Here is an 18,708-nt window from a genome sequence, read left to right as displayed (position 1 = left end):
TCTTTTATCTATATTGAAACTGCATGCCAAAAGGCTTCAAAACCTGATTTGCGGTAACGCTCGGCTTGAGAAGGGTCTTGGGCAATAAAATTGAGTGTAACTTCGGCAAGCGCACCTAAAATTGAAGCAATAAATAACGGTGGGTAATCCCTTAATTTTCCGTCATTAATACATTCTTGAATGTTTTGGGTGAGGTCACAAAAGGTTTGCATGCCAATTTGTTTGCTTTGCTCAGTAATTTGTTCCGAGGTCGAAAGCTGCGCCATCACTTTACGTTTAAGCGGAGCTTCTAGACTCCAGTCCAAATAGCTTTGCCAAATATGTGACATTTGCGTTTGCAGGTCAGCGTTAGTGGGGTAACTAAGCATCATCACCTGACGTAGTTCGGCCTTTAGCGAAAGATATAACTGGTTCAGCAGTTCCTCTTTATTGCTAAAATAAGTAAATAAAGTACCTTCTGCCACGCCAGCAACTTTGGCAATTTTTGAGGTAGACGCGCGCTCGCCAAGCTCTGCCAATGTTTCGATAGCAGCACTTAAAATTGCATTACGTTTATCTTCACTTCGAGGACGAGCCATATACAAAAATATTAATTGAGTGATTACTCAATCATACATAAAAATATGAGCAGCGCAAGCGTAATAGAATTTTACTGTCATAAATTTACTATTTTATAAACTATTCATAAGCTGCAATATTTGGCTCTTACACCATAGGATTTGGTGTTCATGGGACTTTTGTTGATCCCAATATAAATTCATTTGATATCCAACAATATCTATCGGTAGCGGATGAACCTTAATTTGAGGGTATGTATCTTTAAAATGAGCAATTTGACATTGAGGAATCGTGAGTAAATGGTCCATTTGTGTAATTAATCGGATTGCCGTTTCATATTGTTGGCAGCGGAAACTAATTGTTCTTTTGATACCTTGTTTAGATAAGAAAAAATCTTCAAAAACACGACCTGTGGGACGAGAGGACACTGTAATGTGTTTAGCTTCTAAATAAATTTCTTTGGTTAGTTTTGTTGTAGATAATAAGGGATGCTGCTTGCGACTTATTACTACAAACTGATCTTTAGTAAGACATTCATAACCAATACTCTCTTCAACCGAATGTTGAACATCAATCGCAAAATCGATTTTCCCAGTAGAAAGCTCATGTCTTAAATTTTTACGATCAATGCGTACGCTATTTAACTGCAAATTAGGATTAAATTGAGTTAAATGCTGAATAATAGAGGGTAAAAAAATTCCTTCATACTCATCATTCATAGCAATTGTGAGATGCTTTAAATCTCGTGCTGGCACAAAGTCATGCGTGCTTTGAATTGCTTGATGCATAAGTTGTAATGACTGTTCAATTTTAGGCCATAAACGTTTGGCTAAAGGTGATGGAACAACACCGTGCCCATCTCGAATAAATAATGGGTCATTAAAATGATCACGTAAACGAGCTAATGCATGGCTAACAGCAGGTTGACTTAGAAAAAGTTGTTCACTGGCCCGTGTTAGATTTTTTTCTTTATAAATTGCCACAAATACACGAAATAAATTCAGGTCAATACGAGCAAGAGAGGCAATATTATTATTCATTTCATTCATAGTTGGTTATTCAAACAATTCATTTTATTCATTGTAACAAGTTAGATATGGTCAGGAAATAGTGTAAGAAATAGAGTGATTAAAACCGTGAATTTTGAATGTAGCGCTTGTGGCAACAACATTTAGAAAGCGTTGATTACAACTAATTTTTATAAAACCTATGAACATAAGGAAATGATATGGCAACACATTTATTTGATTTGACTGGAAAAATAGCCTTAGTTACAGGTGCAAGTCGCGGCATTGGTGAGGAAATTGCCAAACTTTTAGCAAAACAAGGTGCACATGTAATTGTCTCTAGTCGGAAAGTTGAAGATTGCCAACGCGTTGCTAATGAAATTATTGCAGCAAATGGTAAAGCGGAGGCTTTTGCTTGCCATGTGGGGAAGTTAGAAGATATTACAGAAATTTTTGAATATATTCGTAAAGAACATGGGCGTTTAGATATTTTAGTCAATAATGCAGCTGCCAACCCTTATTTTGGTCATATTCTCGATACAGATATTGGGGCCTATAACAAAACGGTTGAAGTCAACATTCGTGGATATTTCTTCATGTCTGTCGAGGCAGGTAAATTAATGAAAGAACAGGGTGGCGGTGCAATTGTTAATACCGCATCTGTAAATGCCCTACAACCCGGAGACCGACAAGGTATTTATTCTATTACCAAAGCTGCGGTAGTGAATATGACCAAAGCCTTTGCAAAAGAATGTGGACCATTGGGTATTCGAGTGAATGCTTTATTGCCGGGTCTTACCAAGACCAAATTTGCTTCGGCACTATTTGAAAATGAAGATATTTATAAAAGCTGGATGGACACAATTCCATTACGCCGTCACGCAGAACCACGTGAAATGGCTGGAACTGTACTTTATTTAGTGTCAGATGCTGCGAGCTATACGAATGGTGAATGTATTGTGGTTGATGGCGGTTTAACTATTTAGGGAGGAATAGCAATGTACGAACATTATTCAGGTCAAGTGGTCTTAATCACAGGTGCGGCGAGTGGATTTGGTGCATTGCTAGCAGAGCAACTGGCAAAGTATGGTGCAAAATTAGTGTTGGGTGACTTGAATATTGAAGGGTTAAATACTGTAGTTGAACCGCTACGCCAAGCAGGAGTAGAGGTGGTTGCGCAAGTGTGTGATGTCAGCTGTGAAGCAGATGTACAGGCTTTGGTGCAAAGTGCAGTTACTCAGTTTGGTAGAGTCGATGTCGGGATCAATAATGCAGGTATGAGTCCGCCTATGAAAAGCTTTATTGATACCGATGAAGGAGATCTGGATTTGAGTTTTGCCGTCAATGCCAAAGGTGTGTTCTTTGGAATGAAGCATCAAATTCGTCAGATGTTGCAACAAGGTGGTGGCATTATTCTGAATGTTGCTTCTGTTGCAGGTTTAGGTGCGGCTCCCAAATTGGCTGCCTATTCTGCGGCAAAGCATGCTGTGGTGGGATTAACCAAAACAGCAGCGATTGAATATGCAAATAAAGGCATTCGAGTTAATGCAATTTGTCCATTTTATACAACCACCCCGATGGTGGTCGACAGTGAACTCAAAGAGAAACAAGACTTTTTAGCGCAGGCCTCGCCAATGAAGCGTCTTGGCCATCCAAGCGAAGTGGTGGCAATGATGCTGATGATGTGTGCCAAAGAAAACTCATATCTCACAGGTCAAGCCATTGCAATTGATGGCGGCGTAACAGCTTATTAAAACATTTATTAAATACATCTTATTCATATATTTAGGAAAAAATCATGACAATTAATTTAAGCAATCGAGTGGCTATTGTTACAGGTGCAGGCGCAGGTCTAGGGCGGGAACATGCATTGTTACTGGCTCGTTTGGGTGCAAAAGTGGTCGTGAATGATCTTGGTAGCGATGTAAACGGAAAAGGTGGTTCAACCATGGCGGCCCAAAAAGTCGTGGATGAAATTATTGCGGCTGGTGGTGAGGCGATGGCAAATGGTGCTTCAGTCACTGATATTGAACAAGTTCAACAGATGGTAGATGAAACAATCGCCCGTTGGGGACGTGTAGATATTTTAATTAATAACGCTGGAATTCTTCGAGATAAAACTTTTAGTAAAATGTCACTAGATGACTTTCGTACCGTGATTGATGTCCACTTAATGGGGGCAGTAAATTGCACTAAAGCGGTATGGGATATCATGCGCGAGCAAAAATATGGTCGTATTGTTATGACGACTTCATCCTCTGGTCTATATGGCAATTTTGGGCAGTCCAACTACAGTGCTGCAAAAATGGCATTGGTTGGGCTCATGCAGACACTGGCTTTAGAGGGTGAAAAATCTAATGTTCGGGTGAACTGTCTAGCACCAACAGCTGCAACGCGTATGCTTGAAGGTTTATTACCCAAAGAAGCCCTTAAAGCTCTTGCTCCAAGTGCGGTCAGTCCTGCAATCGCGACTTTGGTTAGCGAAGATGCACCGACTCGTATGATTCTTTGTGCGGGCGCAGGTAATTTTGAAGCTGCCCACATTACCCTTACTCAAGGAATTTATTTAGGTACGGATGAACAGGTTCCGCATGTTTTAGCACAACGTTTAGCTGATGTTGCAGACCGAACAGGTGAGTTTGTGCCTGTCAGAGGAGGCGCTCAAGGTGAGCTTGAGCTGAAAAAAGCTTCATTAATGGCAGGAGAGTAATTTTGACAAAAAATACATTAAGCATCGACCAGCTTGTTGAGTTGCAAGGTCAAGAATTAGGTAGCTCGCAATGGATGACCATTGATCAAAACATGATTAATACCTTTGCGGATGTCACACAAGATCATCAATTTATTCATGTGGATGAAGAAGCTGCTCGTCAGACACCTTTTGGTGGCACGATTGCCCACGGTTTTTTAACACTCTCTTTACTTTCAGCGATGGCCGCTCAAGTCTTGCCGACTGTACAGGGGCAGAAATCTGGCGTGAATTATGGCATCAATAATTTGCGTTTTATTAGTCCTGTACATAGCGGTAAGCGGGTGCGTGGAAATTTTCACTTAAAAAATGTTTCCCAAAAAAATGAGGGAAGTTATCAGTTGATCATGGAAGTCACGATTGAAATCGAAGATCAGGCAAAACCAGCACTTGTGGCCGAGTGGCTTACACTTGTAAATGTATAGGAATAAACCATGAGCAATGAATTAATTCTCTCTCGCCGTGATGTCGATTTTTTGCTATTCGATTGGCTAAAAGTTGAAGAACTCAGCCAACGCGAAACTTTTGCAGGACAGGACCGTTTTGAATATACGTCTGTTTTAAACGTTTACGAGGCTTTGGCAACCGATTTATTTGCTCCTCATAATAAAAAAAATGACAGTAATGAACCTGTTTTTGATGGTGAGCGTGTAACTGTCAATCCTGAAGTCGGGGTAGCGCTTAAGGCCTTTGCTGATGCAGGTTTGATGAGTGCAGCGTTTCCGTCAGATTGGAATGGGATGAACTTACCCAATACCATCGAGCGTGCAGGTATGGCATATCTACTTGGTGCCAATTCGGGAACAGCGGGCTACGCCTTTTTAACCATTGGTAATGCAAATTTATTAATGGCTCATGGAGAACCTGAAAAAGTTAAACCCTATGTCAACGCCATGATAGAAGGCAAATGCTTCGGAACGATGTGTTTATCTGAACCACAAGCAGGTTCAAGTCTGGCTGATATTCGTACACGTGCGATTAAAACAAAAGATGGACGTTATCGTTTGTTTGGAAACAAAATGTGGATTTCAGGCGGCGAGCACGATATTTCTGACAATATTGTTCATTTGGTTCTGGCAAAAATTCCAGATGAAAATGGACAATTACCAGCAGGTGTGCAAGGCATTTCTCTGTTTACCGTACCGCGCAAATTACTCGATGAAAATGGACAGCCAAGTGAACGCAATGATGTGGTATTAGCTGGAATTAACCACAAGATGGGTTATCGGGGAACAGTGAATTGTGTGCTGAATTTTGGGGAAGGTCGTTTCACACCCGAAGGAGAAGCAGGCGCAATTGGTGAACTAGTCGGCGAAGCTGGTAAAGGGCTGGCCTATATGTTCCATATGATGAATGAAGCCCGAATTTCGGTTGGACTTGGGGCAGCAGCATTAGGATATACAGGTTATCTTCATGCTTTAGATTATGCTAAAACTCGAGTACAAGGTCGCTCTCGTAGTGAACGCAATCCAAGTTCTCCACAAATTCCGCTCATTCAACATGCGGATGTTCGCCGTATGCTCTTGGCGCAAAAAGCATATGTCTCAGGTGCGTTGGCACTGTGCTTATATGCAGCCCGATTAACCGATGATATTCACTCGCTTGAAGATGCCGAGCAGCGCAATCAAGCCCATCAATTACTTGATCTATTAACGCCAGTAGTGAAAAGCTGGTCTTCTGAATGGGGACTTGTAGCAAATGATTTAGCCATTCAAGTTCATGGCGGCTACGGTTATACCCGTGAATATAATGTTGAACAGTTTTATCGGGACAATCGACTCAACCCAATTCATGAAGGAACATTTGGCATTCAGGCGCTCGATTTATTAGGACGAAAAACACGTCTTAATCAGGGACTGTCGATGAAGCTATTACATGAAAAAATCATGAATACGATTGAACAAGCCAACGCAGAGCCTTCTTTAAAAGATCATGCAGATCAATTAGACCAAAAGTGGCAACTCATCCGAAATGTAACAGAGAAATTGCATGCCTTAACTGATGTAGAACTTCAACTGGCAAATGCCGCCAATTATCTGGAGGCTTTTGGACATCTTGTAGTGGGATGGTTATGGCTTGATCAAGCGGTAGTCATTCATAAACTCATGCCGAACTCAACAGACCCCGATTTTCTGCGTGGGAAGCTTGCAGCGTGTGATTATTTCTTTGGCTGGGAAATGCCGAAAATTATAAGTTGGTTAGCGGTACTTGATCCAGTAGAAACGACTCCACTCAATATGTCAGAAGAATGGTTCTAGTAAGAACCATTCTTTAAACGCGCTGTTTGAAAGGAAAGGAGAACAACCCGATTTTATAGAAAATGCCTAATAAGAATCACTATGTAAAACAAACATCAGGCGTTCAGTAAAGAGCGCCCTAATAAGTAAAAATAAAAATCTAGGACGGATTAAAAGATGAAAAAGAAAACATTGGTCATGGTCATGGCTTCATTTTGTACGAGCCCACTCTATGCAGCAGCATTTGATCGAACAGGACAATCAATTTCTGCATTTCTACAACCTGGTAATTATTTTGAGGCAAGTTTATCTGTTTCAGACACTTCGTTAGAAGGACAAGAAGCGGGTACAAACCCAACGCGTAATAGTATTTCTGATATTGCAAACTCAGATTATCGTCCCAGTGCAGCTTTAAAATTACAGTTAGCACCTCAGTTCTCATTTGGTTTTCTTTACGATCAGCCATTTACTTCCGACTCTGAATATTATGGAAATAACAGCTTTGTTGCTAAGCCGAGTGATACGGTTTTAGTACCGGGCATTGATTCAGCAACACTTGCCCAAAAGACTGGTGGAGAAGTCGTAACAGGGAACACCAAATCGAATTTTGTTATGCAAAATTTTAGTCTGATTTTTGGTTATCAACCGGATAAAAACTGGAATTTTTATGCAGGTCCTGTTTATCAGACGTTTAAAAGTAACGTCAATTTAAGAGGTCAAGTTTTCAGTGTATATAATGGCTATGACTTTAATGCCAAAGAGGTTGGAGATTGGGGATGGCTGGCAGGATTTGGTTATCAAATTCCCGAAAAAGCCATTAAAGCCTCATTGACCTATCGTTCAGAAATTATGCATGAAGTGACTGCTAATGAAAATGCGCCACTGGTTGATATGTTGAGTACGCAGCAAGGCCGTGATTTTCTTGATCAGCATTTGGCATATATGGTTTCTATAGGACAACTCACTGAATCTCGTAAGGAGGCACTCAATCGTATTGTTGCGGGCTTACCCGAAGCAGGCACATCAGGCTCAACTAAGTTTAGAGCGCCAGAGTCAGTGAATTTGGAATTTCAGACCGGATTACGCAAAGGTACTTTATTGTTCGGTAATGTACGTTGGGTTCACTGGAATGATTTTGAGTTTAAACCATACCGTTTTGGTGAAATCTCAGAAGTTGTTGGGGTTCTATCAACACCAAGTCGTCCAAACGGTTTTAATCTGGTTCGTTATTATGATGATCAATGGTCTGCCAATCTTGGAATTGGACAACGCCTAAGCGATAAATGGTCAGGTTCAGTTTCTGTAGGTTGGGACTCGGGAGCAGGTGAGCGGGTGTCCACAGGTGGGCCAGCTAAAGGTTATTACAGTGTTGGTCTTGGTGCGCAATATAGTCCAACTTCAAAATACTTTATTTCAGGTGGAATGAAGTATCTATGGCTCGGTGATGCCAAAGGACAGCTTGGTGCTCAGGCAGGCAGTGAATATTATGTGGGTGAATATAAAAATAACTATTCAATCGGTTACGGTTTGAAAATTGGTTATAAATTTTAATTCAACTATTTGATGAATCGCTTAGTTATATAAACAGTTTATTTCTGCACGAGAGTAAGCAGATTAAGAGATTAAAGAAAATATAAAAAGTGGAGTAGGAACAGTTCCATTTCTCCCTCTCATAAAAGGACAATAAGATGACAAATCAGATTTGGTTAGATGAATATAAGCAATGGAATATAGAAAGTACGATTACATTGCCGGATGAACACACTTCACTTCTCGATTTATGGGACAACAGTTTTAATAAGTTCCAGCAAAGAAAGGCATTTATATTTGCAGATCAATCTTTTTCTTATGCTGAAATTGATTTATATAGTCGACAAGTAGCAACTTTCTTGCAAAGTTTAGGGCTAGAAAAAGGTACACGTATTGCCGTGATGATGCCCAATATTATTCAGTATCCAATTATTTCACTTGCCGTGATTCGTGCAGGTTATATTCTGGTCAATATTAACCCCCTCTATACAGCACGCGAGTTAAAGCATCAATTAAATGATGCAGGCGCAAAAGTCTTATTTATATTAGAACAATTTTTACCTGTTTATGAGGCGGTTAAAGAGCAAGTGTCGGTTGAGCAGATTATTACCACCACGATGACTGAAATGTTAGTCGACCAACCTATTGAATTAGGCACCTTAGATTCTAAAAAATACGCTTTTAAGCAAATTTTATTGAAGGCAAATGCCCAAGACTATATACGTCCTAAGCTTATTCTTGAGGACACTGCGCTTTTACAATATACGGGCGGAACAACAGGTGTATCAAAGGGTGCTGAATTAACACATAAAAATATTGTCGCTAACTTATTACAAAATAATGTGGTTTTTAAAAGCTACTTTGGTGATCGAGATGCTTTTGAAGATGAAATAGCGATCTGTGCCTTACCGCTTTATCATATTTTTGGTTTTACTGTCTGTTTATTGCACAGTGCAATGAATAAAGGTTATGCCACTGTTTTGGTTCCAAATCCGCGTGATTTAGACGCTCTCGTACATTGTTTTGAAAAATATCGTCCTACGGTTTTTCCTGCTGTAAATACTTTATTTAATGCACTGCTTCATCATGAAGGCTTTAATAAATTGGATCACAGCCGTTTAGAAATTACTACAGGCGGCGGTATGGCAATTTTGAAATCCACTGCCGATGGATGGGAAAAACTGACAGGACGTATTATCCGTGAAGGGTATGGCTTATCAGAAACGTCACCTGTGGCGACCTTTAACCCACCAATCTCTAATACTTTTAGTGGCACGATCGGTATTCCTGTACCGAGCACGGATATTGCTATTTTGGATGATGAAGGTCACCAATTAGCGCCCGGTGAAACTGGTGAAATTGCAATTCGTGGCCCGCAGGTCATGAAAGGTTATTGGAATTTACCTGAAGAAACGAAAGCGATCATGACTGCTGATGGTTTCTTTAGAACGGGTGATATTGGCTTTATGAATGAAAAAGGCTATACCAAAATTATTGACCGTAAAAAAGATATGATTTTAGTGTCAGGCTTTAATGTTTTTCCGAACGAAATTGAAGAAGTTTTAGCCCAACATCCAAAAATTTTGGAAGTCGCCGTGGTTGGGATTGCAGATGAAAAGTCGGGTGAAGTGCCTAAAGCCTTTATTGTCAAAAAGGATGACTCTTTATCGGTTGAAGAAATCCAAAACTATGCAAAAGAAAACCTGACAGGATATAAACAACCCCGTCATATCCAATTTATCAATGAATTACCCAAGTCGAACGTGGGTAAAATTTTAAGAAAAGAACTAAAAGTTTAATAAGAACTTTTAATTAAAAACATAAGTGTATGGGACTAGAAGCTCCATAAATAAATGAAAAAAGGAATGAGATTATGGGTTCAGGATTAATTACCGTATTTTTACCAATTGCACTCGCAATTATTATGGCTGGTTTGGGTCTAGAGTTGACCATAAATGACTTTAAACGCGTACGACAACACCCCAAAGCCGTGTTTATCGCATTATTTTGCCAACTGGTTATTTTAGTCGGTATTGCATTTATTATTTGTAAGGTTCTTGCTTTACCACCCATGCTTGCTGTTGGATTAATGCTCCTTTCTGCGTCACCGGGCGGGCCAACAGCTAATTTATTTAGTTATCTCTATAAAGGCGATATTGCTTTAAATATTACTTTAACGGCTATAAATTCGGTCATTGCTGCCTTTACGCTTCCGTTAATCGTGAATTTTGCAATACAACACTTTATGGAAAATGGGCAAAATGTAGGATTGCAATTCTCTAAAATCATACAAGTTTTTCTTATTATTTTAGTGCCCGTTGGGATCGGGATGTTAGTCCGTCATTTTGCGCCGCATACGGCCGAAAAGCTCAATAAACCTGTACGTATCTTTGCTATCGTTTTTCTCGTATCGATCATCATATTGGCAGTTGCGCGAGATTATCAAAATCTGATGACGTATATTGGGCAAATTGGATTGGCAACTTTGCTGTTCTGCGTGTGTAGTTTAATGGTTGGCTATTTTGTTCCAAGATTATTGGGTGTAAATAGCTTTCAGGCGAAAGCTTGCGCGTTTGAAATTGGAATTCATAACAGTACCTTAGCCATGACCATTGCTTTTACAGTAATGGCAAGCAGTATGGCTGCTATGCCAGCAGCAGTTTACTCATTATTTATGTACATTGTTGCAGCAATCTTTGGCACATTATTAAATCGTCTAGAAAAGAAAGAGATCACGCAAATATCAACCAAAACGTACTCAAAGAATCTTCAATAATATCGGACAGATAAAGGTATTTAACTATCACCAGATGTTTATAGGTTGAATTAAAAGAGGAGGCCAACACCTCCTTTTTAGACTCAAAATTTAAAATATTTATGGCCGAGCAAGCGCAGTCATAATAAAAAGAAAGCGTTAGAGTGCTGTTATAAAAGTAAATTGTTAAGCCAATATTTAAGGTTTTCCTTAATTATTTAATTAAATGAAAAACAATAATTTAATTAAATAATTTCTAGCCAATTTCACATTGACAGCTCAAATATTGAAGATTACCATTTGCGGGCTGGCCTACATTGCCAGTCGGTTTTGACGGACCGAGTTTGTAAGACCACATCAGAGCCATTCCTTCTGAGGGATACTCATATGTGCACACCCCGTTCCCTCCCGTAGCGGTAGGACGGGAGTGGGACACCTTCGGGTGTGCTGGAGTCTTACCCAGTCCGTCAACCTGCTTCCGTTCTGCCACCATAATTTATAATGCTTTGGCAGAACTCCCAAAAGAAGGAGTTGGCTATGTACATTCATAAATTATTGGCAGTCACTGTCAAAAACTATCTCGACACAACTTAAATCACTTTAAAGCAGTTTGATTGCCTATAGGCTTTTCATGCTTTAAATCATTACGTCTAAAACTTAGCAACAATAAAACTTGAGATGTGCCAAGCACAGTCTTTACGGCTTTGCTGTGCCTTTTTTTCTCCCAGAAAAGGCACAGGCTTTTTTATCTCTTTTAGCAACAACAAGAATTTATAACGGTAAAACGATGCCAACTTTAGAAAGATCTTCCAAAAAATTACAGGTTATTCATACCGCAATAGAGCTGTTTAATATCTATGGATTTCACAATACGGGCGTGGACTTAATTGTCAAAAAATCCAAAATTCCTAAAGCCACTTTTTATAACTACTTTCAATCAAAACAGCGGCTTATTGAAATGTGCCTATCCTTTCAAAAAAGCAAACTCAAAGAAGAAGTGCTGGCAATTATCTACTCAAGCCGTTACCGAACCTCAAGTGATAAACTCAAAGAGATTATTGTTTTACATGTCAATTTTAATAGCCTGTACTATCTATTACTCAAAGCCATTTTTGAAACTAAACAGATTTACCCGCAAGCCTACCGTATAGCGCTTGAATATAGAAAATGGCTGCTTAAAGAACTTTTTGATCTGGTTTTTAGTTTGGACACCCATGCGTTAAAACCAAGTGCCGACATGGTTTTAAACATAATTGATGGCTTGATGTTTCAAATTTTAAGCTCAAACAGTTTGGATGAAAGGGATGTGGTGGTGGGGAGGTTTTTTGGGGAACTTAAATAAATAATTCCACAAAGATAAATTATAGTTTATAAAGCTAATTTTAAAGTAAAGTTAAAAGTATCAAATCTTTATAATCGTTTTGAATGGATAGAAAGCCAATAAGGTTATTTTATGAAAGCAATAAGAGAATTAAATAAATTATTAAAATGTTATAAAACATATAGTATTGAAAGTTTGGTTCATTCATTAAAATTTTATCAAAAACATATACTAGATACCTTAGATGGAAAAGATATACTTTTTCCCTATCATATAGTGGGTATGTCTATACCTTATGCCCAGTTGGCATTCTTAAAAATTGAAAATAATAATACAGATATAGATGCTTTAAATAGTTTAAATCTTGCCTTGATGTATGCAGAAGTAGGAAGAGAATTACAATTAAAAGATTTTAAAAGAAAGCCTCTAGATAAAATGAATGTACATGAATTAAAGAAATATTTTTCAGAATTTTCTGCACTACTTTTTTGGGCGATTCTATTAAATAATAAAAATTTAGCAAAGAAATTAGCACGCCAAGTGGAGTTTTGCTTACAACAAAAATTTCTATCTGATTTTCATTTAAGTTATGACTATTTTTCATTATGGGCTTATTACAAATGGATTAATGAAGAATTTACATTAGAATCAAAAATAGATGGAAAATTTAAAGATTTGATAGATAATTGGTCATGTGACTCAGTATTTTTAGAACCATTACTCATAGATATAGCAAATTTACACTGCGAAGAATTAATAGATAATAATTTACGTAAATATCCTCCAAAATTCATTAACCCTCCGTTTACTTTATTGCCACTTGAAATTCATGTGATTAATAAATTGCGTGCATTAGATAATTTAGATGAAATATCTTTAAATCATCCTTTAATGAACACTCATTCAGCAAAAATTAAAAAATTTGAAGTGATCGGTGATGATTTGATTGAAACGATACAGATAAATTTTTTGTAGTTGAGGAAGCCAACCAAAGCATCACAAAAATATGGGCTTTTTTTATTACACATTGCTTAAAAAATATACAGAAACCTCCCTAAAACGAGTTGGAACGCTACAAACACGAATGATACTTTAAGTTTCACTCTTCCCAATAAGTGAGGTGAGCAATGAAATTGTTAGCTTTGATTAGTATGGGAGTTGCAGCGAGTTATTGGTATAAAACTATAAAAGATAGCAAGCCAACTCTTCTGAAACCTAATTTTGATGAAATAGTAAAAAACTTTGTATTAGCAGAATTTAAAGCCTAATACATTTGATAATCTTAATTAAATAAAAAGCTCATCGGAAGATGGGCTTTTTTATTATAGTGGTGTTTATTGAGACTAGAATTTTTGATTTATAATTTAAATCCAAAGAATTTTTACGTTCTATGAAAATGAAACCATCTTCAATTATTCTCATCTTGTTTTGTTTAAGTTCTACTTGCTTACATGCTGAAAAACTAGGAAGAGAGAGGATGAAGTTTTTTCTAGGATTGATAGAAAATTCCCGAAATGCTGAACAAAACTTACAAAATTATTTAAGCGGAATTCATTCGGTGGGACAAGTTAGCTTTAAACATCAAATGAGAATAACTGATCTTTTATGCGATGTTGGAAAAGCACAAAAACTAATGATTGAATTTATGGAGTTAAATAGAGAAAGGTTTGGCTTAAAAGATCAGGATGTTATGACTGTTTTTCCACTTGATCGACAAAAATTACAAGAGGAATTAGAAGAATTAAAAGGTACTCCTTATGAATGTGGTAAGCAGAGTTATAAACATCTGTTGTGATAGCTTTAATAAATTTAATTGTTTTATGTTCTAAAGTTATATAGACGCCTTAAGTGACTTCTCATTTTTAACTTATGATATATTGGTTTTAAATAAATAATTAGTATTTAGAAATATGAAAAAATATGTTTTTTGGGGGCTTGTGATGAGCCTGCTTTCAGCTTGTTCAAATAATGTATTAAACGCAGAAGCTTCTAAACCAGCTCAAGGACAACAACAAGAGATAGAATCTAAGACTCTAGTGCCTAACACAAGTAAAGAATGGGATCCGTCTTTTGATTGCGACCCAGTTAAAGCGAAGAAACTTGTAGGCAAAACTGACTTAACCGAAAAACAGGTTCTTTCGATTACTAATGCGAGAGTTTATCGAAGTGCTTATGTTGGGGAGCCAGTTACAGAAGAATTTCGCCCCGACAGAGTCACTATAGTTATCGATCCAAAAACAAAAAGAATAATAGCTGGTATGTGCGGCTAACTTAGAAAATAAACAAAAAATAACGGTTAATAATATTTTGTTTTATAAATTGTAATTTTTTAATTTTCTATTATAAATATTATACTTAATGAATGTGTGTTGCGAAAATACCTATGGATATACTGTTCACCCTTATATTTTGATTGGTTTTTAAATAAACAATATATCGTTATATTTAAATCTTATTTTTTTGACTAGAAGGTAAAAAATGAAAAAAATATTAACCCTAACAATTTTAATTTCATCGTCTTGTGCTTTTGCTGCATCAAATAACGGAGCTGAACAAGATATCCGTAGTTATTCTTTATTGCATGGTGTTAGTACAGCAGAAGCAAATAAAGCATTATTTTTAGAAGCTAATCGAGACTCTGCATTAGATGCTATTGAAAAGGAGTTTAAAGGACGTATAGCTGGTATTTATGTAGAAAACTCACCTACATATAAAATTGTGGTCAGAGTCAAAGGTTATGGCCGGAATGAGAAAAGAAATATAGCTGTAGGGAACACTATTTCAAAAAGTAATTTGCCTATAGAAATTCAATATGGAGCTAAAGAGACTAGAGAGGTTGCTAAAGGGCAATTGAATAAAGTTGCAAAAATTGCTAGTAAATATTTTTCTAAAGTTCAAACAGTTAGTTACAATGAAAAAAGTGGGAGTATAGTTGTTGAAGTTAAAGGGAAAAGTACCACTGAGAATTTAAAGAAGGTTGATGAAATACAATCTCTTTGGAATAATCCAAATCTACCAATAGAAATTAAATTCGTTAATTGGACTATCAAACCTTTGGTTGACGCTCATGGTGGAACTTTCGTTGCAGGACAAATCAGTCCAACAATGTATGGTGATTGTACAACTGCATTTGGCATAAAAAATTCTGCTGGCACAAAATACATGAGTACAGCAGCGCATTGTCCAAATAACTTCAAGAGTAAAGCAGATGGTACACCCTATACATTTGTAGGTGAGATTCCATTTGCGCAGTCTAATGATTTCCAGTGGAATAGTACAACAGCCAATATCACCAATAAATTCTATGTAGGACCAACTACGACTAGAACCTTAACAGGCAGACGAACGTTATCTGCAACAAAAATAGGTGACAGTGTATGCCATTATGGTCTATCAACTGGATATAGCTGCGGTACGGTTGAAGCAGTTGGGACATCTATTGGTGATCCAAACTATCCCGGAAATTTTTGGGTTAAAGTAAATACAAATACATGTGGTCGTAGTGATAGTGGTGGGCCAGTTTTTACTGCTCTCACTATTGCTAGTGGTATTCTTTCGCTTGGGGCATTAGATGATGCAACAGATGAATGTTATGGATATTACTATGTTCCTACAGATAAAATTTATGAAAATGGCTTTTCATTTATTTATTAATTAAATTTCATAAATGCGATAGCATTTTTTTTGTTTAAATTTAAATACAGAATAGTCTGTATATTGTGCCTTGCTAATGATTAGTGAGGTACTCTTAAATTGATAAATCACTTAAATTTCTATTTTCATCTAATATCACTGAAAACTTTTTCAACTCCTAATAATAATTAAGTAAATTTTAAAAACACTTGATATTAAAAATTAATATAAGTTCTTGAAATTTTGATAGAATACTTTTTCTTAAAGATTGATAAAAATACATGTTTATAGAATTTAAAAATTTAAAGAAAAAACAGTACATTGCTCTACTAACTATAGCTTTTCTTATTTTTAGTGGTGGGTATTTAGTTGTTAACAATAAGGGAAATATTCAAAGAGTTGAATCCGTGATATATACCGATAAAACTATAAGTGAGAAATTTGGAGAAATTAAAAGTTATAGTATTCGTAGTTTTGGATCGGACCATTATTCTAGCCCTAAGCGACCAGCTTACTCTTATAAGATTGATATAACTGGTGAAAAAGCTGATGGAATAGTTGAAATTGATATGAGAAAAGATCAAGAAAAGCTTAAATATCTATATACGATTAAAATTACGGATGTAAGTCCTCATAGTTTTCGTATAAGAATAGGAAAACATTGATACATCTTAGTCTTTAAGATTTGTTATAAATCAAAAGAGACCAGTTAATGGTCTCTTTTGATTAAATCTTTTATTTCTAAAACCTAAACCAACTTTTGAACCTTCTGTGCTTTTGGTAACGACGGTTTTCTTCCCAAATACAGCGCGATCATGGCACCCGTAAATGTAAGCATACATAACGGTAAAAGAGAGATAGGGAAGCTACCCGAATAATCTTTCACTATGCCCATAATAGTGTTCATAAGACCCGTACCAATATGTGCAATGGTATTAACCGCTGCGATGCCTACAGCTACCAGAGTCGGTGGTAGGCGTTCAGAAACCAACGCCCAGAAAGGACCCTTGATTGCATAGTTACCCATCAAAACAATAGAGAATAAAACTAAGCTCAAGGTTAAAGACGAAGTAAAAATAGTAAGAAGCAAACCCAAACTTGTCACAAATAATGGAATCGCTGTATTTAAGCTCTTATTGCCACTTTTATCGGCATGTACGCCCCAAACAATCATGAAAACTGCAGCTAAGCCAAACGGAATCATATTTAAGAGACCAGTTTCCATGGCTGTCAGATGGAAAGCTTTTAGTATTTGAGGCATCCATAACGACAAAATATTGCTGGTTGCTGAGCTTCCTGCATAAATAATTGCGAAGAACCATAAATATTTATTGGTCATAAGAAGCTTAAACTTACTCTTTTTCTGCTCAGCACTGTCTTGTTTTTCAGAATTTAACAACTGGTTTTTTTCAAAAGTTAAGGTGTTTGAGAGCCATTCCTTTTCTTCTTGATTTAACCATTTCACATTGTTAGCGGTATTCGGCAGCCATACAAGGCACAACAAACCAAGAAGGATTGCAGGTAATGCTTCAAGAATTAAAAGCACTTGCCATCCGCTAAACCCAAGTAAACCATGTAAGCCTAGCAGTAAGGCAGATAACGGCGAACCGATAAAGTTAGATAAAGGAATGGCAACCATAAATACAGCAACAATTCGAGCCATATATCGTTTAGGGAACCAGAGCGTTAAATACAGTAGTACGCCCGGGAAAAAACCAGCTTCGGCAGCGCCGAGTAAAAATCTTGAAATTGCATATGAAATCGGGCCGGTAATGAAGGCGGTACAGCAGCCCACAATTCCCCAAGTAATCATGATTCTGGCAATCCAGATACGTGCTCCCAGCTTTTCCATTGCCATGTTGCTGGGAATTTCAAATATAACGTAGGCAATAAAGAATAATGTCGCACCGAAACCAAAGGCGGTAGCAGTTAAACCAATTTCTTGGTTCATGGTTAAAGCGGCGAATCCAATATTCACCCGATCAATATAAGCGATGAAATAACAAAGAATGAGGAAGGGAAGAATACGAAAAGAAAGTTTACGAATCGTTGACTTTTCTACTTCCGATATAGATATATCATTTTTCATACATACTCCTTATGTACGTGAGAAATCAAACAGCTTGGTCGGGTTCTGATTTAAAATTAAACATTGCTCGTGTTTATCAAACACAATCTGTTTAAAAGTTTTAAATGCATCCTCATAAGTTATTAAAGATTCATGTTGGGTATGCGGCCAATCGCTTCCCCAAATGAGTTTGTGTAAAAAACCTTTTTCTTTGAAAATGTTATATGCCTGTTGGGCTATATTTATGTTGTTGGGTGTAGCACCCAAACGGTAGAAACCGGATACTTTAATCCAGTGCTGTTTTACGTTAAGTAAGCTTAAAAATTTCTGATAATCTGGATCTTCAATCCCTTTAATAGGGTCAACTCGGCCAAAATGGTCAATTACGACATCAAAGCTGTATTCATCCAATTGTGGCAAAAGCTGAACCAGATATTTCGGCGGTGCGTGTATCTCAACTTGCCAGTTGAGGCTTTCCACATTTCGTAAAAATTTTTGCCAGTCAGGCGTATTTAGCGCAGGAGGGTTAAGACCGAATAGATTTAAGCGAACACCAACGATGCCTTGTGCCTTGAGATTCACTAGCTCATCAAAAGTCGTCGTATGTTGAACGACGGCGATCCCTTTTAAACGGTCAGGATATTGCTGAATTGCGTTTAACATCGCTTGATTATTGGTACCCAAAAAGCTGGGTTGAACCAAAATGCCATGCGTGAAATTGTGTTCATCAAGATGAGAGATAAAACTTTGTACAGTTGCCTCATAATCAGGTGCATAACGTGCTGTTTCGATACTTTGGTCCTGAGTCGAAAAAACATGTGCATGTGTATCTATACAGTTCATTTTCATC

Annotated in this window: 19 protein-coding genes; 15 read left to right on the top strand and 4 right to left on the bottom strand. The window is 37.3% G+C overall.

From position 1 onward, the window contains the following. Positions 1-8 precede the first annotated feature (8 nt). Together KTI79_RS00500 and KTI79_RS00495 are read right to left on the bottom strand one after the other, a co-directional pair. Positions 9-578 carry a TetR/AcrR family transcriptional regulator gene (locus KTI79_RS00500; protein ID WP_000113715.1) on the bottom strand — a complete coding sequence of 190 codons (570 nt, stop codon included), beginning with the start codon at positions 576-578 and terminating at the stop codon, positions 9-11. Between the two features lie 93 nt (positions 579-671). Further along, positions 672-1,607, bottom strand: a complete 936-nt coding sequence (locus KTI79_RS00495; protein WP_086376222.1) for a LysR family transcriptional regulator — start codon at positions 1,605-1,607, stop codon at positions 672-674. Positions 1,608-1,786: 179 nt separating this feature from the next. On the opposite strand from KTI79_RS00495, the gene KTI79_RS00490 reads away from it, so the two are divergent. From KTI79_RS00490 to KTI79_RS00420, 15 genes are all read left to right on the top strand, one after another. Next, on the top strand, positions 1,787-2,551 hold the full coding sequence (locus KTI79_RS00490; protein WP_086376223.1) for an SDR family oxidoreductase: 765 nt from the start codon (positions 1,787-1,789) through the stop codon (positions 2,549-2,551). 12 nt (positions 2,552-2,563) lie between these two features. Then, positions 2,564-3,319, top strand: coding sequence for an SDR family NAD(P)-dependent oxidoreductase (locus KTI79_RS00485; RefSeq protein WP_086376224.1), 756 nt, complete (start codon positions 2,564-2,566; stop codon positions 3,317-3,319). Between the two features lie 44 nt (positions 3,320-3,363). Next, on the top strand, positions 3,364-4,275 hold the full coding sequence (locus KTI79_RS00480) for an SDR family NAD(P)-dependent oxidoreductase (protein ID WP_086376225.1): 912 nt from the start codon (positions 3,364-3,366) through the stop codon (positions 4,273-4,275). A gap of 2 nt (positions 4,276-4,277) precedes the next feature. Further along, a complete protein-coding gene (locus KTI79_RS00475) occupies positions 4,278-4,739 on the top strand; it encodes a MaoC family dehydratase (protein WP_000164993.1) in 462 nt (153 codons plus the stop codon). Between the two features lie 9 nt (positions 4,740-4,748). Beyond that, a complete protein-coding gene (locus KTI79_RS00470; protein WP_086376226.1) occupies positions 4,749-6,572 on the top strand; it encodes an acyl-CoA dehydrogenase in 1,824 nt (607 codons plus the stop codon). Positions 6,573-6,728: 156 nt separating this feature from the next. Further along, a complete protein-coding gene (locus tag KTI79_RS00465) occupies positions 6,729-8,102 on the top strand; it encodes a long-chain fatty acid transporter (protein WP_086376227.1) in 1,374 nt (457 codons plus the stop codon). Between the two features lie 137 nt (positions 8,103-8,239). Further along, a complete protein-coding gene (locus KTI79_RS00460; protein ID WP_086376228.1) occupies positions 8,240-9,880 on the top strand; it encodes an AMP-binding protein in 1,641 nt (546 codons plus the stop codon). 74 nt (positions 9,881-9,954) lie between these two features. After that, complete coding sequence (locus tag KTI79_RS00455; RefSeq protein ID WP_000534580.1) at positions 9,955-10,857, top strand: bile acid:sodium symporter family protein; 903 nt, start codon at positions 9,955-9,957, stop codon at positions 10,855-10,857. 766 nt (positions 10,858-11,623) lie between these two features. Then, the gene (locus tag KTI79_RS00450; protein WP_199937090.1) at positions 11,624-12,178 is read left to right on the top strand and encodes a TetR/AcrR family transcriptional regulator; all 555 of its coding nucleotides are present in this window, start codon (positions 11,624-11,626) and stop codon (positions 12,176-12,178) included. Positions 12,179-12,289: 111 nt separating this feature from the next. Beyond that, a complete protein-coding gene (locus KTI79_RS00445; RefSeq protein WP_086376229.1) occupies positions 12,290-13,132 on the top strand; it encodes a hypothetical protein in 843 nt (280 codons plus the stop codon). A gap of 152 nt (positions 13,133-13,284) precedes the next feature. After that, positions 13,285-13,425 (top strand): hypothetical protein, encoded by a 141-nt coding sequence (locus tag KTI79_RS00440; protein ID WP_000770264.1) that lies wholly within the window; start codon positions 13,285-13,287, stop codon positions 13,423-13,425. A gap of 122 nt (positions 13,426-13,547) precedes the next feature. Next, on the top strand, positions 13,548-13,952 hold the full coding sequence (locus KTI79_RS00435) for a hypothetical protein (protein WP_228148543.1): 405 nt from the start codon (positions 13,548-13,550) through the stop codon (positions 13,950-13,952). Between the two features lie 115 nt (positions 13,953-14,067). After that, positions 14,068-14,427: a hypothetical protein gene (locus KTI79_RS00430; RefSeq protein WP_171304914.1), complete on the top strand. Its 360-nt coding sequence runs from the start codon at positions 14,068-14,070 to the stop codon at positions 14,425-14,427. Positions 14,428-14,635: 208 nt separating this feature from the next. After that, positions 14,636-15,811 carry a S1 family peptidase gene (locus tag KTI79_RS00425; RefSeq protein ID WP_228148544.1) on the top strand — a complete coding sequence of 392 codons (1,176 nt, stop codon included), beginning with the start codon at positions 14,636-14,638 and terminating at the stop codon, positions 15,809-15,811. 260 nt (positions 15,812-16,071) lie between these two features. Continuing rightward, positions 16,072-16,455, top strand: a complete 384-nt coding sequence (locus tag KTI79_RS00420) for a hypothetical protein (protein ID WP_262468201.1) — start codon at positions 16,072-16,074, stop codon at positions 16,453-16,455. Between the two features lie 83 nt (positions 16,456-16,538). Here the strand turns inward: KTI79_RS00420 and KTI79_RS00415 are convergent, their stop codons facing one another. Together KTI79_RS00415 and KTI79_RS00410 are read right to left on the bottom strand one after the other, a co-directional pair. Then, positions 16,539-17,879, bottom strand: a complete 1,341-nt coding sequence (locus KTI79_RS00415) for an MFS transporter (RefSeq protein ID WP_086376232.1) — start codon at positions 17,877-17,879, stop codon at positions 16,539-16,541. 9 nt (positions 17,880-17,888) lie between these two features. After that, positions 17,889-18,701 carry an amidohydrolase family protein gene (locus tag KTI79_RS00410; RefSeq protein ID WP_086376308.1) on the bottom strand — a complete coding sequence of 271 codons (813 nt, stop codon included), beginning with the start codon at positions 18,699-18,701 and terminating at the stop codon, positions 17,889-17,891. Between the last annotated feature and the right edge of the window lie 7 nt (positions 18,702-18,708).

This window comes from Acinetobacter sp. WU_MDCI_Abxd143, assembly GCF_025514195.1.
In the GTDB taxonomy this organism is placed as follows: Bacteria; Pseudomonadota; Gammaproteobacteria; order Pseudomonadales; family Moraxellaceae; genus Acinetobacter; species Acinetobacter pittii_H.
The sequence above is the reverse complement of the archived record's forward strand: the minus strand, read 5'-3'. Positions and strand labels throughout refer to the sequence as shown.